The 18,030-nt window shown below is 54.6% G+C and carries 22 protein-coding genes, 1 tRNA gene and 1 pseudogene; 8 read left to right on the top strand and 16 right to left on the bottom strand.

All coding sequences use genetic code 11. The annotated features are described in order from the left end of the window. Positions 1-369 (top strand): annotated as a pseudogene (locus WCE46_RS03915) (methyl coenzyme M reductase-arginine methyltransferase Mmp10); the annotation flags it as partial. A 219-nt stretch (positions 370-588) separates the two neighbouring features. Here the strand turns inward: WCE46_RS03915 and WCE46_RS03910 are convergent. The 15 genes from WCE46_RS03910 to WCE46_RS03840 form a co-directional block, all read right to left on the bottom strand. Then, the gene (locus WCE46_RS03910; RefSeq protein ID WP_424732388.1) at positions 589-1,089 is read right to left on the bottom strand and encodes a DUF350 domain-containing protein; all 501 of its coding nucleotides are present in this window, start codon (positions 1,087-1,089) and stop codon (positions 589-591) included. A 175-nt stretch (positions 1,090-1,264) separates the two neighbouring features. Beyond that, positions 1,265-1,385 (bottom strand) — tRNA-Met (locus WCE46_RS03905). A gap of 66 nt (positions 1,386-1,451) precedes the next feature. After that, a complete protein-coding gene (locus tag WCE46_RS03900) occupies positions 1,452-2,927 on the bottom strand; it encodes an acetyl-CoA carboxylase biotin carboxylase subunit (protein ID WP_424732387.1) in 1,476 nt (491 codons plus the stop codon). Beyond that, positions 2,924-4,672 (bottom strand): sodium-extruding oxaloacetate decarboxylase subunit alpha, encoded by a 1,749-nt coding sequence (oadA, locus tag WCE46_RS03895; RefSeq protein ID WP_424732386.1) that lies wholly within the window; start codon positions 4,670-4,672, stop codon positions 2,924-2,926. Before oadA ends, WCE46_RS03900 begins: the two co-directional genes overlap by 4 nt. Positions 4,673-4,717: 45 nt before the next feature. Next, positions 4,718-5,371 carry a hypothetical protein gene (locus tag WCE46_RS03890; protein ID WP_424732385.1) on the bottom strand — a complete coding sequence of 218 codons (654 nt, stop codon included), beginning with the start codon at positions 5,369-5,371 and terminating at the stop codon, positions 4,718-4,720. After that, positions 5,353-6,051, bottom strand: coding sequence for an ATP-binding cassette domain-containing protein (locus WCE46_RS03885; RefSeq protein ID WP_424732384.1), 699 nt, complete (start codon positions 6,049-6,051; stop codon positions 5,353-5,355). Before WCE46_RS03885 ends, WCE46_RS03890 begins: the two co-directional genes overlap by 19 nt. Then, a complete protein-coding gene (locus WCE46_RS03880; protein WP_424732383.1) occupies positions 6,048-6,719 on the bottom strand; it encodes an ATP-binding cassette domain-containing protein in 672 nt (223 codons plus the stop codon). Before WCE46_RS03880 ends, WCE46_RS03885 begins: the two co-directional genes overlap by 4 nt. Further along, positions 6,716-7,225, bottom strand: a complete 510-nt coding sequence (locus tag WCE46_RS03875) for a biotin transporter BioY (RefSeq protein WP_424732390.1) — start codon at positions 7,223-7,225, stop codon at positions 6,716-6,718. Before WCE46_RS03875 ends, WCE46_RS03880 begins: the two co-directional genes overlap by 4 nt. Positions 7,226-7,271: 46 nt before the next feature. Continuing rightward, the gene (locus WCE46_RS03870) at positions 7,272-8,228 is read right to left on the bottom strand and encodes a biotin--[acetyl-CoA-carboxylase] ligase (protein ID WP_424732382.1); all 957 of its coding nucleotides are present in this window, start codon (positions 8,226-8,228) and stop codon (positions 7,272-7,274) included. Between the two features lie 29 nt (positions 8,229-8,257). Continuing rightward, the gene (locus tag WCE46_RS03865; RefSeq protein ID WP_424732381.1) at positions 8,258-8,680 is read right to left on the bottom strand and encodes a DUF2111 domain-containing protein; all 423 of its coding nucleotides are present in this window, start codon (positions 8,678-8,680) and stop codon (positions 8,258-8,260) included. A 37-nt stretch (positions 8,681-8,717) separates the two neighbouring features. Continuing rightward, positions 8,718-9,293, bottom strand: a complete 576-nt coding sequence (locus WCE46_RS03860; RefSeq protein ID WP_424732380.1) for a hypothetical protein — start codon at positions 9,291-9,293, stop codon at positions 8,718-8,720. After that, positions 9,290-10,723, bottom strand: coding sequence for an RtcB family protein (locus WCE46_RS03855; protein ID WP_424732379.1), 1,434 nt, complete (start codon positions 10,721-10,723; stop codon positions 9,290-9,292). The genes WCE46_RS03860 and WCE46_RS03855 overlap by 4 nt, the downstream gene beginning before the upstream one ends. Positions 10,724-10,737: 14 nt before the next feature. Further along, a complete protein-coding gene (locus WCE46_RS03850; protein ID WP_424732378.1) occupies positions 10,738-11,145 on the bottom strand; it encodes an archease in 408 nt (135 codons plus the stop codon). After that, positions 11,142-11,429: a hypothetical protein gene (locus tag WCE46_RS03845; RefSeq protein WP_424732377.1), complete on the bottom strand. Its 288-nt coding sequence runs from the start codon at positions 11,427-11,429 to the stop codon at positions 11,142-11,144. The genes WCE46_RS03850 and WCE46_RS03845 overlap by 4 nt, the downstream gene beginning before the upstream one ends. A 63-nt stretch (positions 11,430-11,492) precedes the next feature. Continuing rightward, on the bottom strand, positions 11,493-11,801 hold the full coding sequence (locus WCE46_RS03840; protein ID WP_424732376.1) for a DUF2551 domain-containing protein: 309 nt from the start codon (positions 11,799-11,801) through the stop codon (positions 11,493-11,495). Positions 11,802-12,009: 208 nt separating this feature from the next. On the opposite strand from WCE46_RS03840, the gene WCE46_RS03835 reads away from it, so the two are divergent. From WCE46_RS03835 to WCE46_RS03810, 6 genes are read left to right on the top strand one after another with little or no spacing between them, the layout of a single operon-like run. Continuing rightward, on the top strand, positions 12,010-12,864 hold the full coding sequence (locus tag WCE46_RS03835; protein WP_424732375.1) for a protein translocase subunit SecF: 855 nt from the start codon (positions 12,010-12,012) through the stop codon (positions 12,862-12,864). Then, positions 12,861-14,315: a preprotein translocase subunit SecD gene (locus tag WCE46_RS03830; RefSeq protein WP_424732374.1), complete on the top strand. Its 1,455-nt coding sequence runs from the start codon at positions 12,861-12,863 to the stop codon at positions 14,313-14,315. The genes WCE46_RS03835 and WCE46_RS03830 overlap by 4 nt, the downstream gene beginning before the upstream one ends. A gap of 55 nt (positions 14,316-14,370) precedes the next feature. Continuing rightward, positions 14,371-14,643 carry a thioredoxin gene (gene trxA, locus WCE46_RS03825; protein ID WP_424732373.1) on the top strand — a complete coding sequence of 91 codons (273 nt, stop codon included), beginning with the start codon at positions 14,371-14,373 and terminating at the stop codon, positions 14,641-14,643. Next, the gene (npdG, locus tag WCE46_RS03820; RefSeq protein WP_424732372.1) at positions 14,644-15,294 is read left to right on the top strand and encodes an NADPH-dependent F420 reductase; all 651 of its coding nucleotides are present in this window, start codon (positions 14,644-14,646) and stop codon (positions 15,292-15,294) included. Next, entirely contained in the window at positions 15,272-15,919 is a 648-nt protein-coding gene (locus WCE46_RS03815) for an endonuclease III domain-containing protein (RefSeq protein ID WP_424732371.1), read from the top strand. The genes npdG and WCE46_RS03815 overlap by 23 nt, the downstream gene beginning before the upstream one ends. Further along, a complete protein-coding gene (locus WCE46_RS03810) occupies positions 15,892-16,425 on the top strand; it encodes an aldolase (RefSeq protein WP_424732370.1) in 534 nt (177 codons plus the stop codon). The genes WCE46_RS03815 and WCE46_RS03810 overlap by 28 nt, the downstream gene beginning before the upstream one ends. A gap of 55 nt (positions 16,426-16,480) precedes the next feature. Here the strand turns inward: WCE46_RS03810 and aglJ are convergent, their stop codons facing one another. Beyond that, a complete protein-coding gene (gene aglJ, locus WCE46_RS03805) occupies positions 16,481-17,404 on the bottom strand; it encodes an S-layer glycoprotein N-glycosyltransferase AglJ (protein WP_424732369.1) in 924 nt (307 codons plus the stop codon). Positions 17,405-17,442: 38 nt separating this feature from the next. Between aglJ and WCE46_RS03800 the strand changes: the two genes are divergently transcribed. Next, positions 17,443-18,012, top strand: a complete 570-nt coding sequence (locus WCE46_RS03800) for a DUF99 family protein (protein WP_424732368.1) — start codon at positions 17,443-17,445, stop codon at positions 18,010-18,012. Positions 18,013-18,030 lie beyond the last annotated feature (18 nt).

Genomic DNA, 18,030 nt, shown 5'->3' with positions numbered 1-18,030 from the left:
GCATCGGTCATCACCGGTTCCGTAGCAGCACCATACATAAGCGGGATCTTGTCTTCACGCGGGGCTGTGTCTCCGGTCATTCCGGTAAAAAAAGAGATCGCCTGCCTGATCACGATAGACGATCTCAAAGCACTGGACCTCTCAATTCTCGAACCGATGGTCATCATCCCGGGCCGCGCTTTTGTCCATGATGCAGAGGCCCGGGACGTGCTGAGCCGTGACGGGACGCCACGCGAAGTGATCCGGGGGCCGGACCAGCTCACGGCTGATGCCGAAACGAGCATGGGCATGACCCGTAACGATGTGCTTGCGCTGGAACTTGAGGGCTTTTCAGGCCTTATCCAGCAGATCAACCTTTATGGGAAATAAGCCTGTTTTTCCGTGGAGCCCGCGTAAAAATTTTCTCTTGCTCTTTTTTTGGTTACCCTTAATAAACCTGATATGGCCATCTCGGTTTACCCTGGAAGAAACTCAGATCTCTCTCACGTATGAGAGACCAAAGAAGTACCAAGACCCGAAGGACCGCAGGAGACCCGCTTCTGACAATCGAACGGGAAATTAAAAAAATGAAAACGTATGAGATTCTTTTTATGCCAGTGCTGCCGTGATACCGACAATACCGGACTGGATGATCAGGGCAACCGCGATGATGACGCCTGCCATTTCAAGCGCGACAGCGACATTGCCTTTTTTAAGTTCCTCAAATTCCTCAACTTCCTTGGTGAACTTGTCAAAGACGTTCAAGGCAAGGTAGATGGCGCCAATAGCAAGGAGGACACCAAGGATAAGCTGGATGATTGCAACGCAGATCGCAATCATGCCGTCAACGGATGTGAACCCGAGTGCCGAGGCCTTGCTGATACCAACCGAGATACCGGCGACACCGGACTGGACGACAACGGCAATTGCGACAAAGATTGCCGCAACAACAATACCGAATGCAACATTGCCCTTCGCAAGTTCCTTCTGCTCATCGACATCCTTGGTGATCCTGCCAAAGATGGAAAAGCCGATATACAGTGCTACCACCGCAAGAATGACGGCAATAATCAACTGGATAATTCCAACAGCTGCATTTACAAGAATCATTATCATACCTCTTTTTTAGTATTCTGTGGGAGGACGTGGAACATAAATATATCCCCGGGATCTGGTCAAAATCCCAAAAATTCACGACAAAACGGTTTTCCGGGCAAACAGACTCATTTAACCGCGGCCCGGACACAGGAAAAATCCGGAAGCTTTTTTAAAAAATAAAAAAAAATGCTGCGGGTGGGTTACGATCCCACGATCTCCAGATGTCCCAAAGTTCTCACACGCAAAGGATACTTGCGCTGAATCAAACCCTATGAGTCTGGCGCCCTAACCAGCTAGGCCACCGCAGCACAAAAGTGCATAATTACAACACTGTAAAAACTCTTAAAGGTTCTGATACGAAAGATTCTCACGTATCAATCCTTTTTCTGCTGGAGATACACGTTCACCGCAGCTGTGATCGCGGCGACCTTGTTCCCTTGGGAGAATGAGCCGGCCAGTGTCTGCATCCGGGCTTCCTCATCATTTTTGTAACGTTCGAGCGTTTTTATGATATGCTCTTCCTGCAGGAAGTGAGTATGCGTGTTGCCATCGATGAACTGCTGGTTGTTCATGATCGCATAGTGGAGCGGGAGCGTAGTCTTTATCCCGAGGATAATATACTCCAAGATTGCGCGGCGCATCCTCCTGATGACTTCGGGACGGGTGCTGTCCCAGGCACACAGCTTCGCGATCATTGAGTCGTAGTTGGGTGGGATCATGTACCCCATGTGGATGCCGCTATCGACGCGGATACCGGGGCCTCCCGGTGAGCGGTACCGGAGGATCTTGCCCGGGTCCGCTGCAAAGTTGTTGAGCGGATCTTCCGCATTGATCCGGCATTCGATCGCATGGCCACGGATCGAGACATCCTCCTGATCGAAGGGCAATGATTCCCCGGCGGCAATCGCAATCTGCTGCCGGACCAGATCAATGCCGGTGATAAATTCGGTGATGGTATGTTCGACCTGCAGCCGGGTATTCATCTCCATGAAGTAATAATTCCCGTTGCTGTACAGGAACTCGACTGAGCCGGCGTTCGTATAATCGGACGCCTCGACCACTTTGAGCGCAGAGGCGGACATGCGCGCACGCAGCTCGGGAGTCATGATCGCGGACGGGGCCTCTTCAATCAGTTTCTGGTGCCGTCGCTGGATGGAACACTCGCGCTCGAAAAGATGAACCCCATGCCCGTGTTCGTCGGCAAGAACCTGGAACTCGATATGCCGGGGCTTGATGAGGTATTTCTCTATAAAGACCGTCGGATCGCCAAATGCCGACTGGGCGATCCGCATACTTCCCGTTATCGCCTCTTCAAGCGCTGTCTCGTCATTGACGATCTGCATCCCGATGCCGCCTCCACCCGCGCTTGCTTTGACGATCACCGGGTAGCCGATATCAGCGGCCACCTTTTTGGCGATGTCGATATCGCGGATACCGTCATCGGTTCCCGGGAGCACCGGCACCCCGGCTTTTTTTATCATCTGCTTGCTCCCGATCTTGGAGCCCATGGCCTGGATGGTCTTTGATTTGGGACCGATGAAGGTCACCCCTTCATCGGCGCAGAGCTTCGCGAACCGGTAGTTCTCTGCAAGGAAACCGTATCCCGGGTGGATCGCTTCTGCACCGCTCTTTTTGGCGATGTCGACGATCCGTTCCATGTTGAGGTAGCTCTTGGACGGATGTGCCTCTCCGACCGGAAACGCCTCGTCTGCATATTTGACATGGAGGGCATTCTTGTCGACCGAGGAATAGATCGCCACCGTATCGATGTCGAGTTCCCGGCACGCACGCATGACCCGGATTGCGATCTCGCCGCGGTTCGCGATCAGGATCTTCTCAAAAAATTTCATTGCACCACCAGCAGGACATCGCCAGTCTGGACGACATCGCCGGCGTCAACAAAAATCTCGGTGACCTTGCCGTCCACCGGGCTGTGGATGGGATTTTCCATCTTCATCGCTTCAAGCACAATAAGGGTATCGCCTTTTTTGACCATCGCGCCCCGGTTGACCATCACCTGGAGCACCATCCCCTGCATATTGCTCCGGATCCCACCCGCGATATCCCCGCGCGGTGCTTTCTGGGGTGCGACATTTGCGACCTGCACCCGGTTTCCGCCGACTGACACGATTCTGACGGAGAAAACTTCCCCGTCCACTTCAACTTCCATCTGGTCGGGGATGCCTCCGGAAGCGGCGGCATGCTGGGCAGCCGACTGCTTCTGGGGAATCGCTTCAAGCTGTCGCTCGCCTTTCAGGAACGATGGGGCGATGGCAGGGTACATGATGTAGGTAAGGACATCTTCCTCTTTTTTGACGAGTCCGGCTTTTTCCGCTTCTGCCTTCATCCGCTCGTAGGAGGGTTCAAGCATATCGGCCGGGCGGCAATCGATCGGCTTCTCATCGCCGATGATCAGTTTCCGGATCTCTTCGCTGACCGGCGCCGGAGAGCGGCCGTACAGGCCCCGCACGTAGTCCTTGACCTCCTTTGTCACGTTCGCATACCGCTGACCGTTGACAAGCACGTTTAAGACCGCCTGCGTACCTACGATCTGGCTCGTCGGCGTCACGAGCGGGGGGTAGCCGAGATCCTTTCTCACGCGCGGGATCTCGGCAAACACGTCATCGAGACGGTTAAGCGCGTCCTGCTCCATCAGCTGCGAGACAAGGTTCGAGATCATGCCGCCCGGCAGCTGGTAGATAAGGACGTTGCTGTCCACCCGTTCGGAGATCGGGTTTAAGAGCCCGGCATATTTCTCGCGGATCTGCATGCAGGTATTCCTGACAGTCCGGAGTTTCAGGAGATCAATACCGGTATCCCGGGGTGTTCCAACAAGTGTCGCCACGACACTCTCTGTCGGGGGCTGCGAGGTACCCATCGAGAACGGTGACATGGCCGTATCGAGAATGTCCACACCGGCTTCGATGGCCGCCTGGTAACTCATGGGAGCGATCCCGCTTGTGGAGTGACTGTGAAGGCAGACTTTGATATCAACGGCTTTTTTTATCCCGCTGATGAGCTCACGCGCCGCCTCGGGCATGATGAGCCCTGCCATATCCTTGATACAGATGGAATCGCAGTCGAGCGCGGCAAGTTCCTTTGCCATCTCGATAAACATTCTGGTGCTGTGGACCGGGCTCGTCGTATAGGAGATCGTGCCCTGGAGGTGGGCCCCGGCCTTTTTTACCTGGTCCATCGAGCGCTTCATATTCCGGATATCGTTGAGCGCATCAAAGACCCGGAAAATGTCCACACCGTTCTTGTAGGATGCTGCAACGAACCGGTCGACCACATCGTCCGAATAGTGGCGGTACCCGACAAGGTTCTGGCCGCGGAGTAGCATCTGGATCGGCGTGTGTTTCAGTTCCGCCTTGAGGGCGCGGAGCCGGTCCCACGGATCATCGTTCAGGAATCGTATGCAGGTATCAAACGTCGCCCCGCCCCATGCTTCAGCTGAAAAAAAACCGCACACATCAATCTCGCGTGCGAGCGGGATCATATCCTCGGTGCGTAGCCGGGTTGCTATGAGAGACTGGTGGGCATCACGAAGTGTTGTATCGGTGATAAGAACTTTTCCAGAAACGGCAGCACACATGGGAAACCTCAGGGGCTCCGGTATTACAATTAGCCTCTCAATACTTCATCGGTAATGTATAAAAAATTCACTTACGGGGATATACGCAAGAACGAGTGCGACGGCGGCACAGGTACCGGCCACAATATCACGTACAGGAGTATGAAAGTGCGGACACATCGTTCCTCCGTTCCGGTATCCCCTCATGGCAAGTACTTCCGCAGTCTCATCTGCACGCTGGAGCGCATCGTGGATCAGGACACGTCCCGCTGGCACGATACTACGGATACCCCATGGCTGCCCTTTCTGCTGGATCGCAATACGAATCCGGCGAAAATCATCAGAGAGCCCGGTAGCCATCTGCATGGCCATCCCGGCGATCATTCCCACCTCGAACCCTATCCTCGTACCCAGGCACCAGGTACCCACGGCAAGGAAATCATTGGCAGCGGATTCGGCGTACACCCAGGTGCCGACCAGCAGTATCGCGATCATCCGTACGAGATACGAAAGCCCGTCACTCCCGGTGAGGGTCATGACCCCCGCGACGATACCAAACAGAACGAGCGTTGCAAGGAGGGCATGCCGGTGCCGGATGCTGTGCCACCGGGGTGTAAATATCATCCACCAGACAATAACCGCAACGGCACCGGTAACACTTGCGAATGCCGCAAGTGAGAGCATGAACACACAGAGGAGTCTCAGCCGCGGGTCCTGCATGCTGCCTCCCTGATGTCGTCATTCGTGAGCGACCGGGGAATTCTCCCGGCACATATGAGTTTTTTTACCAGAGGCGGTGCATGCTGCCAGCTCATGACTGCCCCGGGCATATCGCCGCAGTCGACAAGCCCTCCCCCGATTAGTTCCCAGATATGATCGATCTGCGGGAAGATGCTCTGCTCGTGGGTGAAGATCACGGTGATGCCACCGGATCGTTTGCTAATCTGCCGGCACACCTGCTCTTTTCCCGGGCAGTCAAGCGCTGAAAACGGCTCATCCAGCAGCAGAAGATCATAATCGAGAGAGAGAACGCAGGCGAGGTGCAGGCGCTTGAGTTCTCCCCGCGAAAGCGAGAGCACCGGTCTTTCTTCGTCGCTGTCGATATCCGCCGACCTGATAACTGCATCAGGCTCAAGGTTCCACGACGCACATTCCTCAGCGACGGAGAGACCGGTCACATGGAATTCGGGAAACTGGAATGAGAGCATAATCCGGTTTACACCCTCGCGGATTACGGCACCGTTGTCCGGTGCACGCAGCCCGGCCATCATGAGGGCCAGCGTCGACTTTCCGCTGCCCACATCCCCGCTGACGAGATGGATACCCGGGGAAAAAACCCCATTGGCCGTAAGCGACCAGAATGGATGCCTCGCGGCCAGGTGATCGAGGACCACCTTCATACGGGACACCCCCATGAAAGCGGGTAAAACGGGGTGCAGGCAAGCAGTGAGAAAACAGCGGCCGGAGTCCCGGCATGAACCACCCGGCTCTTCTCAAAAAAGATGAGATGATCACCTTGTGCTGCAGATTCCATCTGCTGCGTAACGCGGATAATGTATTTCGCGCCCGATGCCTTGAGCACGGCATCCAGCCATGCACACCGGTCAGCGTCAAGGTGCGAATCGTATTCATCAAGAATAATGACATGCGGACGGTTGATGCATGCAGTCGCGATCGCGACGAGAATCTTCTCCCCCCCGCTCAGGTCCCGTATATGCCGGTTGAGCAGCCGGGTTATTCCCAGAGTCTCTGCACAAATGCTGACTGCCGGTCCGATCTCTTGACAAGGGGTATGACTGAAACGCAACGGTGACGCCAATTCGTCTTTTACTGTCGGAAAGAGAAGGTTCCTGTCCGGGAATTCATTCACGTACCCGATCCCGGTCTCCCTTGGGGATATACCATCCACGAGTACGCAGCCGCTGTCAGGTTCTGCAATACCGGCGCAGATTTTCAGGAAGGTAGTCTTACCGCTACCGTTTGGACCAATTACCGAAGTGACGCCAGGGGCTATTGCAAGAGAATCGAGGGCAAGACGCCGGTACCGGACATTTTCAAACGTGATCATGGTAACCGTCGTGCGATCAGGTACGCGGCCCCGGCCTTCACCGCTTCCCCGGGGAGGAAGATTGCCATACCCAGTAAGAACGCGGCGGCCGGGACCATTCCCGTGGAACCGATCAACCATGCCACGCCGCACAGGAGGATAAGGAGCGAGGCAGAAGCGAGCCCCGCAATACGGTACGCAGGCGAGGCTGATTCATACGCAAAACCGACGATCAGGGCCGCCGGTATAAACCCGATCAGGTATCCCCCGGTGGGACCAAGCAGCACACCAATCCCGGCAACACCATTATGGAAAACCGGCAGCCCCAGTGCTCCAAGGGCCACGTACAATGCCACCGGGATGACAGCGTCGCGCTTCATTACCGCTCCCGCGAGCAGGACAAAAAACGTCTGGAGGGTAAAAGGCGTTGGGACAAAAGGAACGGAGATCCAGCCGCCAAGCGCAACAAGACCGATAAATGCGGCAGTGTATGCAATACGGCGTGAGCGCCGGAGATCGCCAAACATCGTCAACCATTAAAAAATTGGGGGTTGACGAGAAAAAAGTACCGGTCTACTGGTGGAAACAGTCGCCGGCAATCACGCGCTCGAGCTTGCCGTTATCCTTTCGTATGATGAGCGCGCCGTACTCATCGATATCGACCGCTTCTCCCGAGAAACTGTTCTTGAGCGTCCGTATATCCACCCGGTGTTCGAGCGTGCAGGAGAGGCTTTTCCACTCCCGGATGATGGTATCGTATTCCCCGCTTTCGATGAGGAGATACTGACTCTCGAACTCTTTTAAGACCCGGGCCAAAAACGAGGCACGATCCACCTCGTGGCCAAGTTCTGCGGAGAGCGAGGTGATATTATTCTGCAGCGCCGGGGAGAACTGGCTGATAGGGACATTTGCATCGATACCCATCCCGAGGAGGCAGTAATGCACGGTATCGGCTTCTGCCGCAAGTTCGAGCAACAGTCCTGCCACCTTCTTGTTCCCGATGAAAATGTCGTTCGGCCACTTGATCAGGGCACCCAGATCGAACTCCTTACGGATCGCCCGTGCCAGCGCGACGGACCCTGCCATGGTAATCATAAAGATACGATCAATCGGGATACTGGGCTTTAAGACAATCGTGATCCAGATCCCACCGCTCGGCGAGACCCACGCCCGCCCCATCCGGCCGACACCACCGGTCTGCTCCTCGGCGATGATCACCATACCATGCATTTTTTCCACATCGCCGTCAGCGCAGAGCTGTTTTCCCACCCAGATGGTCGAGGGCGTGTTCTCCAGGTACCTCATTTTCTTCCCGATAAACGTGGTATGGAGTTTCTTGTGGATCTCGTACGGGAGGAGCTTGTTGCTCATGCGCGTGAGCCGGTACCCCTCTTTCTGCGAGGACGAGATGTCGTATCCCATCATGCGGAGCTCGTTGATATGTTTCCAGACAGCAGAGCGGGTAATGCCCAGTTCGTTGCTGACGGTCTCTCCCGAGACCGCGCCATCAGATCTTTCAAGTATCTCCATTACCCTGAATGCTGAGTCCGGCGTGGTTATCACCTCTTTGAATTGCTGGATTCTTCCGGCATCGGGCAGGGATCCTTACCGCACACCTGTTTTATGATGGCAGACTGGTGCTCCATGAGCGTAGCAAGATCAAAGATGCCGGTGACATCGACAACACCAATCGCGCCAATTGCGTGCCCTTCATGATCCCGTATGGGGGAAACCGTCACCGGTACCCCTTTGTAAGCACCGTTCTCCGGTGTTGTTTTTATCACCGTGTTCGATGCGATGGCCTGTTCGAGCACCGGGCCGGTATAATTACGGTCGATCACCCGGCCATCCTCGATCCGGATGCCGGGTTTCCGTAACGATTTCGCCGTTACCGGGAGCCGGTGGATAATCTCATGGATGGCAAGGACAACCGGTTCAAGATCTGCTGCCTCCGCAGTTTCACAAAAAGTATAGCGGTGCATCGGACACAACCTCACTATCATTCTGGTCTTTTTCCTGCTAGAATAAGGTTTGTGTCCCGGATGCGCAGAATTTTTTTACAAATGCACGGGACGGGTATTCGTGGACACTCGTTACGATCACCCGTCCTTTCCCCACCATGTTTTCGATAATTACCGTTGATCCGTCGGATTCCCCTGCCGCATTTCCCCCGTGCGCAGGGAATATACCGTCGCATTCGATGCAGGAGGGATCGTAATCCTCCACAAGCGCCGTTCCAAGTTCAGACGATCCGCACGCGATCGTCCGGGGAAAAACCTCATGCTGATATGTAACCGGGAACGGCAGCCAGTCATACGCGTCCGCACGGTCGATCGCAGCCCCGAATACAAGAAGGTTGCCGCCGTTTTCGACAAAATTTTCTATGCGCTCTGATGACGCCCGGAGCGCCGGGAGCAGCCGGCAAAAGGCCGGGTTTGCAAAACCGGTGGGAATGATGAGGCAGGTAAACGAGCCACGGAAAAACGGGGCGGCCAGCATATACGGGGTGACCAGTTCGCACGGGACACCGCAGTCCTCGATATACCTGACAAAATGCTGGGGTGTCTCCCAGACAAAGCCCGCCCGGCAGCTCACCCCTTGATCACTCCGAGCGGAGACAGGCGGGCAACAAGGGCTGATAGCCCGACATCGTGGACAACCTGGACTACCTCGCTGCTGGGCTTGTAGACTTCAGGCGCTTCATCAACTATCGCCGCTTCGTTCGGCGCCCTGACAATAATGCCCTGTGCAAGCAGATGATCTGCCACCTCTTTTCCGGTCATTCTCTTCTTTGCCTGTGAACGGCTCATGACCCGGCCCGAACCGTGGCAGGTACTGCCAAAGGTACGTTCCATCGCCGTTGCAGTCCCTTTGAGCACAAACGAAGGTGTGCCCATGCTGCCCGGAATAATCACCGGCTGCCCGATCTGTGCAAGATCTCCAGGAAGGTCCGCACATCCCGGGCCGAACGAACGCGTGGCACCCTTGCGGTGCACGCAGACTTTCCGGGTGTGCCCGTCAACGGTATGCTCCTCGATCTTTGCCACGTTATGGGTAACATCGTAGACAAGCGGCATGCTCTCGTACCCGATGCCAAACATCCGCTCAAACTGCAGGCGGGCCGCATGCATGATCAACTGGCGGTTGGCCCACGCATAATTAGCCGATGCTGCCATCGCACCGAAATATGCCTTTCCTTCAGGAGACTGGATGGGGGCACAGGCAAGCTGGCGATCCGGGAGCGTGATATGATATTTTTTTGTCGCTTCTTCGAGAGTCTTGAGATGATCGGTGCAGACCTGGTGGCCGAGTCCCCGGGAACCGCAGTGGATCATGCAGCAGATCTGGCCTTTCTGAAGACCAAATGCCGCCGCTGCAGTCTCATCGTAGATCTCGCTTACCACCTGGATCTCAAGGAAATGGTTGCCCGAGCCGAGCGTCCCCCCCTGCGGAATTCCACGGGCGCGGGCCTTTACCGATACCGCACGGATGTCGGCCTGCTTCATGCAGCCCCCATCCTCACACCGGTTAAGATCACGTTCGACCCCGAACCCTGAATCCACCGCCCAGCGTGCACCCTTTTCCATCATGGCAGTAAGCGCAGCCGGGGAAACTTTCACGGAACTCTTTGCACCGACACCTGTCGGCACTGCCTGGTACAGGGACTCTATAAACTCCCGGGGTTTTTTGATATCCCCCTGCGTGAGTGGCGTTGTAAAGAGGCGCACCCCGCAGTTGATATCAAAACCTACCCCCCCGGGGGAAATAACGCCCTCTTCAAGGGAAAACGCAGCAACGCCGCCAATGGGAAACCCGTAGCCCCAGTGGATGTCCGGCATGCCAAGCGAAGACCGGATGATGCCGGGGAGAGTGGCGACATGTGCCAGCTGCTGCACAGCGCCGGGTTCGAGAATCGCTATAAGCGCGTCTGAAAGGAAAAATCTCCCCGGAACCCTCATACCGGGCACAAAACCGATCGGGATCTCCCATTCGTCTGTACCGGTTCTTATTACACCGTCAAGCATCCCCTCACCCCATTCTATACATCAAATAAGATATCCAGCATATATCCTTTGGCGTCTTTTTTAATAGACATGCCCGAGTATGAGATGCCCTTGACTTCAGTTCCCTTATTATGCCGTACCGGATCGAACGCTTCGCCATTAAGAACTGCGTGGAGGTGCAGACCTTCGATGTGTACTTCAGCATACCGGAAGACCAGCCCCTCCACTTCAGTGACATACAGCACTTCCGAAAGGAAATCGCACAGAAGCGATTCCTGGTCCAGCGCACTGAGGTCAATCACACTCCTGGTCCCGCCGCGCCGGTCTCCCCCGTATATCACCTGCATCAGCGCCATACAGGCCTCGCCAAACAGGGCATCAAGTGTGGGGGCACAGGCCCGGATCTTCACATCGGCGGTATGAGACAGTTCTTCGTAACTCATCTCAGCCCGTACCCTGCCTGCTCATCATCATAGAATGGGATCATATCGGACCGGATTTCATCAAGAAAACGTGCCTGGTGGATGGAAATGTAGATGGTGTGGCGGGCAGCCTGGAGAAGGACATCACTTTTTTTCGGGGGTTTTATGCGTACCGGGAGAAGGATCGGGCCTCCGCAGGAAGTACAGACGCGGAAATCACAGTCCCGCTTCTCAATGTAATCCATGACATCGGGTGCGATAACAATATGGGAAGCGCCGGAAGAATCAGATGAATACGCAGGCATTATGCGAGTACTATTGTAAGGCAAGATTAAAAAACGGTTATGGTTACGGTGAGGAGCCGGGGATCATGCACTCACGAGCCGGACAACCATCGCTGCATACTTCTCCTTGAGCTCATAGGTACTGATGCCTCCAATGTTCCGGTTGACCTTCAGGATCCCGATACGGGAGGCAATGATACCCACCATCGAGGCGATCGTGTGGAATGAAACTGAGAACCTCCCTTTGAGTTCATCAAGAATGTCTGCAATCGTGGTCTGCCGGATCCTGAGGAGGAGGCGAAGCACTTCACGACGGATGCCGGTTTTATCCCGGGAGAGATACGACCTCAGCCGCCCCTCAATCATCCTTTCGATCTCGAACTGAGATCTCATGCGTTATTGTCGCGGTCAGCACCATATATATTTTTTGTTTTTCCCTGTTTTAAAAACCCCGTTCGGAAATCCCGCCATTCTGGCAGGAATGGCAGATATTCTGCGAAATTATTACTGGGAACCGGATTCAAACCAGAACCGGATGATACTATTGGCATCACCTGCCATCTGGTAATTATTTAATCGTTCATGAACAGATGAATATGATATGGGATTATTCAGTTATAACATCGAGAAATATTCACCAAAACAACTGGTGATAATCCCGACAGTGCTGCTTGCCATATCACTGGTAGTGCTCGCATTTGTTACGATATCAATCGGGATGCCGGTCAAGCCGGGAATAGATTTTTCCGGCGGGACTGCCGTAACAGTGATCACACCGGATACCTCTGCTCAGATCCAGAATGAGTTTGCCGGTTATCCGCTCGTGAGTGTCAGCGAAGGGTTGAACAACGGGAAGTTCATCACATTCGGGACGATGAGCGATGCGCAGTATCAGAGTCTGACTGCATTAATCGCGAGCAAATATCCTGATGCACAGGTTAACCAGATCGGCGAATCCTTTGGCAAGACCCTGCAGGACCAGGCATTGATCGCCATGATCCTTGCCTTTATCGGCATGGCAATTGTCGTCTTTGTCTCATTCAGGACATTTGTCCCATCCTGTGCAGTCGTCCTCTCGGCATTTGCCGACATTGTCATGACCGCCGCCATGATGAACATCGTCGGCATCCAGCTCTCGCTCGGGACTACCGCGGCACTGCTCATGCTGATCGGTTATTCCGTGGACAGCGATATCCTACTTACCACGAGGGTGCTCAAACGGCAGGGAAAACTTAACGACAAACTGGCCGGGGCATTCCATACCGGTATCATCATGACCTCCACAACCCTCGCGGCGGTCACGGTGCTGCTTATTGTGTCCTGGATCGGGCAGGTGGAGGTAGTTGAAGAGATCTCAGCGGTCCTTCTGATGGGGCTTATCTTCGATATCCTCAACACCTGGCTCACAAACGTCGGCATACTGAAATGGTATGTCCTTAAGGGAGGCGGGAAATGAAGCAGGAACGGATAAAGGACCTCTTCAAGGACTGGCGTGTCCTCACACTGATTATCCTTTTAGCTCTCTCGGTCGTTGCTATCTATCCGCATTTCGACAGCAATGGCAACCTGACGACAAATCTCCAGTATGGTCTCGATCTCCAGCAGGGAGCCTGGCTCCAGCTTGAATTTAAGGCCGAAGTAGTAGGTTACACGACAACACAGCCGGTTGACACCTTTGTCGCCAACCTCTCAAAAGACCTCAATACCGATGTTGTACAGGTCGATGCCACCCATCTTGAAATTCGTAAATCCTATACCCAGGCAGAACTTGAGCCCTACTTCGAATCCGAAGGGGGGACGTTGGTTTCTTACCAGCCCGGCATATCAAAGGACACAGCGGACCTGGTAAAGCAGATCCTTGAAGACAAGATTAACGCGATGGGTACCAAGGATGCAAAGGTCAACACCCTTACCGGCATGAACAATGTCGCACGCTATGTCCGCGTAGAGATGGCTGGCGTCGATATGAACGAAGCCCAGCAGATTGTTGGTAAACAGGGTAAATTTGAGATCCGCATCCAGACGACCGGTAACGAAACCGAACACGTCCTCTACGGCGATACCATCACCAGTGTCGCGATCCCGACGAAGGACACCTCGGGTAACTGGGGCGTCGGGTTTACCCTGAGCGATGCAGGAGCGGAGACCTTCAGGGATGCAGCCATCCAGTACGGTGCGACTACGGATCCCGCGCACCACCAGCTGGCAATGCTCCTTGATAACAAGACAGTCTATTCTGCACCACTCTCATCGAACCTCGCCTCGTCGCTTCAGACTGCAACCACCCGCAACATGGTCGCATCAACCGGTACGGGAACTTACGGTCAGCAGCAGGCAACGAATCTTGAGATCCAGCTCCGTGCCGGTGCATTACCGGTCGATGTATCTGTAGCAGGATCCGGTTCGACCTCCGCATCGCTTGGGTCACACTACATGACGATGTGTATGATCGCTTTTATCCTGGCACTCATCATGGTCGGGTTCGTGATCTTTTACCGGTACCGCGAGCCGCGGATCGTCCTTCCCATGGTCCTTATCAACGCCTCTGAGATTGTGATCCTGCTCGGTTTCATCAGCGCAATCAAGTTCCAGATGGACCTGCCGACAATAGCCGGCCTTATAGCCGTTGTCGGTACCGGTATCGACCAGCTGGTCGTCATTACCGATGAAATCCTGCATGAAGGGATAGTCCCGTCACCAAATGTCTACTTAAAGAGGCTTTCACGGGCGCTTACCATCATCGTGATTGCCGCGGCAACCGTGCTGATTGCGATGCTGCCGCTTGCACTCATGGATCTTTCCACGCTCAAGGGATTTGCCATCATCACCATGCTGGGTGTGGTCGTTGGTGTGCTCGTGACAAGACCTGCCTATGGAAAGATCATCATGGAGATCCTCTCCGAATAACAATACCATAGATTTATCTTTTTTTTTATCGACTACTCTATCCGGGTATGATTACATGACAAAACCTGTACTGTACGACTTTTTTGCCACGTGGTGTGGTCCCTGCCGGATGCAGACACCGATTATTGAGGAACTGGCAAAGAAACTGGGCGACGCTGTCGAGATCCAAAAAGTAGACGTCGATGAGCATATGGATCTTGCGGAAAAATACGGGATCCGCGTGGTGCCAACCCTGATAATCGAGAAGGACGGGAAAGTTATCCAGAGGATGGAAGGTGTCACCGACGCCGCCACACTCGAAAAACTGCTCCAGCCGCTGGTGGGATAAGTGAAGATCGGCATTGTCGGCGGGACCGGGGACATCGGCGAAGGCATGACAATGCGCCTCTCACCGGTCTTTAACGTGGTTGTCGGTTCACGGGAGCAGGAAAAGGCTGAGGTAAGCTGCACGGCCGCCCGGGAAACTCTCAAAAACCGGGGGCAGGACTGCACCCTTCACGGGGTCTCAAACCAAGGGGCTGTCGATGAGGCTGATATCGTGATCCTTGCAATCCCGTTCAAACACGTGGTGCCGACGCTCTCGACCCTACACGGGTTTGAGGACAAAATCGTGATAAGCCCGGTCAACCCGATGGAAAAGCAGGATCATTTTGTCTTTGTCCCCCCGCCGGAAGGATCGGCAGCGCTCCTGATTAAAAAACTTCTGCCAAAGGATGCGCGGCTCTGCTGTGCGTTCAACACCATCGCCGCAAACCGGTGGAAGGCGCTGGACGAGGAACTGGCCTACTCGGTACCGGTCTGCAGTGACGACGAGGATGCAAAGCACCAGGTGATGGAGCTCGTGAACCGGGTCTCAAAACTCCAGGCATTCAATGCCGGCCCGCTTGCCGTCTCACCAATGATAGAATCGCTCACGCCGCTGGTGCTCAATATCGCCCGGTACAACAAGATGCACGATGTTGGCATCCAGTTCAGGTAACAACGCCACAAAGGCCAAAAAGCTTGTCGGCATCCTCACGGCCCGCTTCGGGGAGATCCCATGGTGGCCGGGGGATACTGATGAGGTCATGATCGGGGCGATCCTGACCCAGCAGACCCGGTGGGAGAATGTCGTACGGGCACTTGCGATCCTTAAGGATCAGGGACTCTGTTCGATGCAGGCGCTGTACTCCGCAGATCCGAGGGTGATCGAGGACGCGGTGAGATGTACAGGGTTTTACCGGATAAAGGCACGCCGGCTCAAATCCCTTGCCGTTTTCGTGGTTGAAACCTGCGGAGGGACAGTGAGAATGGCAACAGTTCCGACGCCAAAGCTCCGGGCCGGGCTTCTTCTGGTAAACGGGATTGGTGAAGAGACGGCAGACAGTATCCTCTGCTACGGTTTTTCCCGGCCCAGTTTTGTCATCGATGCGTATACAGAACGTATCGCACGGTGTGCCGGTATCACCGCTCCACGATCGGCGCTAAAAACCCTTTTTGAGAGTGTTCTTGCAAAAGACCCCCACGTGTACCACCAGACCCATGCCCATATAGTGGAATACGCCAAAGGATGGTGTACAAAAAAGAGGTGCGATGGATGCCGGATTATGGCTTTGAACGGATAGGAAAACGGCTGTTTGCCGAACACCTGGTAGGTGGAAACTTCGGGAACCTGAGCGTGCGGGACGGGGATGCCGGTTTTTTTATAAAAAAGACCGGAGCTTATCTCGATGCTCCGGGGGAACCAGTCTTTGTGCCTTTTGAAGGAGAGGTCCCGAAAGATGCATCAAGTGAGTACCGTGTCCATCTCGAGGTATACCGCTCGACACAGTACCGGGCGATCGTTCACGCACACCCTCCATATGCTGTTGCCGCATCCCTCGTTGCAGACAAGATCCGTCCGCTGGACAGCGAAGGGGAGATGTTCTGTCCCACAATACCGGTAACCCTGGGGGCACCCGGGACACAGGGACTTGCAGATGCAGTCGCTGAAGCGATGCGGACCAACAAACTGGTCATTGCACGGGGGCACGGCACGTTTGCCGCCGGTGCAACGCTTGACGAGGCATTCCTTCTTACGTCCCTTGCAGAACATGCCTGCAGGGTTATCGCATTAAAAAAGATGTTCTGATAATAGTATCCAGAGACATCAAAAATATATTCGTAGTCTTCTTTTTTGCGGGGCCTTATTTCAGCTGCCGGGGCGGCTGGTTCATCTGGATCTCGCGGATGATTTCCCGGTGGAAAACGAGCAGCATATCGGAGATCATGCCGAACATGAAGATCTCGATACCCACGACGACAAGAAGCACGGTCAGGATCGTCAGCGGGATGTGATCGATGTGGTGCAGCCATTCCAGCAGGACATATACCCCCGTGAGAACCCCAAGGAGGGTCGTAAACAGGCCCATGATACCGAAGTAGAAGAGCGGGTTGTTGACCCGGGCGAGACGATAAATTGTGGTGACGATACGGATCCCGTCGTGGAAGGGGGAGAGTTTTGTCGGGGTTCCCGGCCGGCGCGAATACCGTATGGGTACCACCATGATCCTCTGGCCGTTTCTAACCGCTTCAACCGACATCTCGGTCTCGATCTCAAAACCGGTCTCCTTGAGGTTCATCTGCTGGATGGCGAGTTTTGTGAACGCCCGGTAACCGGAGAGAATATCATGGAGGTCCCGGCTGTGGGCGAGTTTGAAAAAGAGATTGAGCATATGGTTGCCAAAGAGGTTGAGCCGGGAGAACGAGCCTTCTTCAGCATTGATGAGCCGGTCACCGATCACCTGATCGAAGCCCAGGAAGAGCGGGGTGAGCATCTTCTCCGCATCCTTTGCCGAGTACGTGCCATCGCCGTCAAGCATGAGAATATGCGGCTGCTCGATTATCTCGAATGCTTCGATGATTGCATTTCCCTTCCCTTTGCCTGACTGCGTCCTGACCTGGGCACCAGCTGCCCGGGCATTTTTTACGGTGTTATCCGTACTCTTGCCATCGATGACCAGAATATGGGTATACCCGAGATCGCTGAACTCTTTTACCACCGGGCCGATCGTCAGACTCTCGTTTAACGTGGGGATAAGGATACAGACCTCATCTTTATTGAATTTCATTGGTATAGTATTTTTAATCCGTTATCATAAGTGCTTCTATGCACCTCCCGAAAAAAGGGCTGCGGGCGCTCGGCATCGCGGAGAGTTTTTCAGGCAGGGTGTATTCGACCCTTGCCGGCATAGTGATGCGCAAAGACCTGAAAATCGACGGATTTGCATTCTCGCGCGTGAAAATCGGCGGCATGGATGCGACCGACGGGGTTCTCGCGATCGTAGATACCCTCAAACGCCGGGATATCAACGTGATCCTGCTTTCAGGCTGCGTGATCGCCTTTTTCAATATCATCGATCCCGCAGAGGTACATGACCGGACCGGGCTTCCGGTCATCTGCGTGACCTACGAGGCGTCCTTTGGGCTTGAGGGAGATATCCTGCATCACTTTCCCGGGGACACTGCACGGCTGGACGCATATCATCGCCTTGGTGACCGGACACCCCATACCCTGCCGGACGGCCAGATTATGTACCTCCACAGCTGGGGTCTCGATCCTGCTGATGCAGGCCAGATCTGCACAGCGTTTACCTGTGAGGGAAAGATCCCAGAACCCCTCCGGGTCGCACGGCTTGCCGCCCGCGCCGCCCAGGGTTCTTTCTGGAACCATGATTAAAAATACGCCAGGGCAGGA

Source organism: Methanoregula sp. (genome assembly GCF_049690535.1).
Lineage (GTDB): Archaea > Halobacteriota > Methanomicrobia > Methanomicrobiales > Methanospirillaceae > Methanoregula.
Note: the sequence above shows the minus strand (reverse complement) of the source record. Positions and strands in the feature narration are given on the sequence as shown.

Bases quoted from the DNA above. Each gene is read 5' to 3' on its own strand.
- WCE46_RS03910 (WP_424732388.1), bottom strand. From the start codon at position 1,089: ATGATTCTTGTAAATGCAGCTGTTGGAATTATCCAGTTGATTATTGCC.
- WCE46_RS03900 (WP_424732387.1), bottom strand. From the start codon at position 2,927: ATGAAATTTTTTGAGAAGATCCTGATCGCGAACCGCGGCGAGATCGCA.
- oadA (WP_424732386.1), bottom strand. From the start codon at position 4,672: ATGTGTGCTGCCGTTTCTGGAAAAGTTCTTATCACCGATACAACACTT.
- WCE46_RS03890 (WP_424732385.1), bottom strand. From the start codon at position 5,371: ATGCAGGACCCGCGGCTGAGACTCCTCTGTGTGTTCATGCTCTCACTT.
- WCE46_RS03885 (WP_424732384.1), bottom strand. From the start codon at position 6,051: ATGAAGGTGGTCCTCGATCACCTGGCCGCGAGGCATCCATTCTGGTCG.
- WCE46_RS03880 (WP_424732383.1), bottom strand. From the start codon at position 6,719: ATGATCACGTTTGAAAATGTCCGGTACCGGCGTCTTGCCCTCGATTCT.
- WCE46_RS03875 (WP_424732390.1), bottom strand. From the start codon at position 7,225: ATGTTTGGCGATCTCCGGCGCTCACGCCGTATTGCATACACTGCCGCA.
- WCE46_RS03870 (WP_424732382.1), bottom strand. From the start codon at position 8,228: ATGGAGATACTTGAAAGATCTGATGGCGCGGTCTCGGGAGAGACCGTC.
- WCE46_RS03865 (WP_424732381.1), bottom strand. From the start codon at position 8,680: ATGCACCGCTATACTTTTTGTGAAACTGCGGAGGCAGCAGATCTTGAA.
- WCE46_RS03855 (WP_424732379.1), bottom strand. From the start codon at position 10,723: ATGCTTGACGGTGTAATAAGAACCGGTACAGACGAATGGGAGATCCCG.
- WCE46_RS03850 (WP_424732378.1), bottom strand. From the start codon at position 11,145: ATGAGTTACGAAGAACTGTCTCATACCGCCGATGTGAAGATCCGGGCC.
- WCE46_RS03845 (WP_424732377.1), bottom strand. From the start codon at position 11,429: ATGCCTGCGTATTCATCTGATTCTTCCGGCGCTTCCCATATTGTTATC.
- WCE46_RS03840 (WP_424732376.1), bottom strand. From the start codon at position 11,801: ATGAGATCTCAGTTCGAGATCGAAAGGATGATTGAGGGGCGGCTGAGG.
- WCE46_RS03835 (WP_424732375.1), top strand. From the start codon at position 12,010: ATGGGATTATTCAGTTATAACATCGAGAAATATTCACCAAAACAACTG.
- WCE46_RS03830 (WP_424732374.1), top strand. From the start codon at position 12,861: ATGAAGCAGGAACGGATAAAGGACCTCTTCAAGGACTGGCGTGTCCTC.
- trxA (WP_424732373.1), top strand. From the start codon at position 14,371: ATGACAAAACCTGTACTGTACGACTTTTTTGCCACGTGGTGTGGTCCC.
- WCE46_RS03815 (WP_424732371.1), top strand. From the start codon at position 15,272: ATGTTGGCATCCAGTTCAGGTAACAACGCCACAAAGGCCAAAAAGCTT.
- WCE46_RS03810 (WP_424732370.1), top strand. From the start codon at position 15,892: ATGCCGGATTATGGCTTTGAACGGATAGGAAAACGGCTGTTTGCCGAA.
- aglJ (WP_424732369.1), bottom strand. From the start codon at position 17,404: ATGAAATTCAATAAAGATGAGGTCTGTATCCTTATCCCCACGTTAAAC.
- WCE46_RS03800 (WP_424732368.1), top strand. From the start codon at position 17,443: ATGCACCTCCCGAAAAAAGGGCTGCGGGCGCTCGGCATCGCGGAGAGT.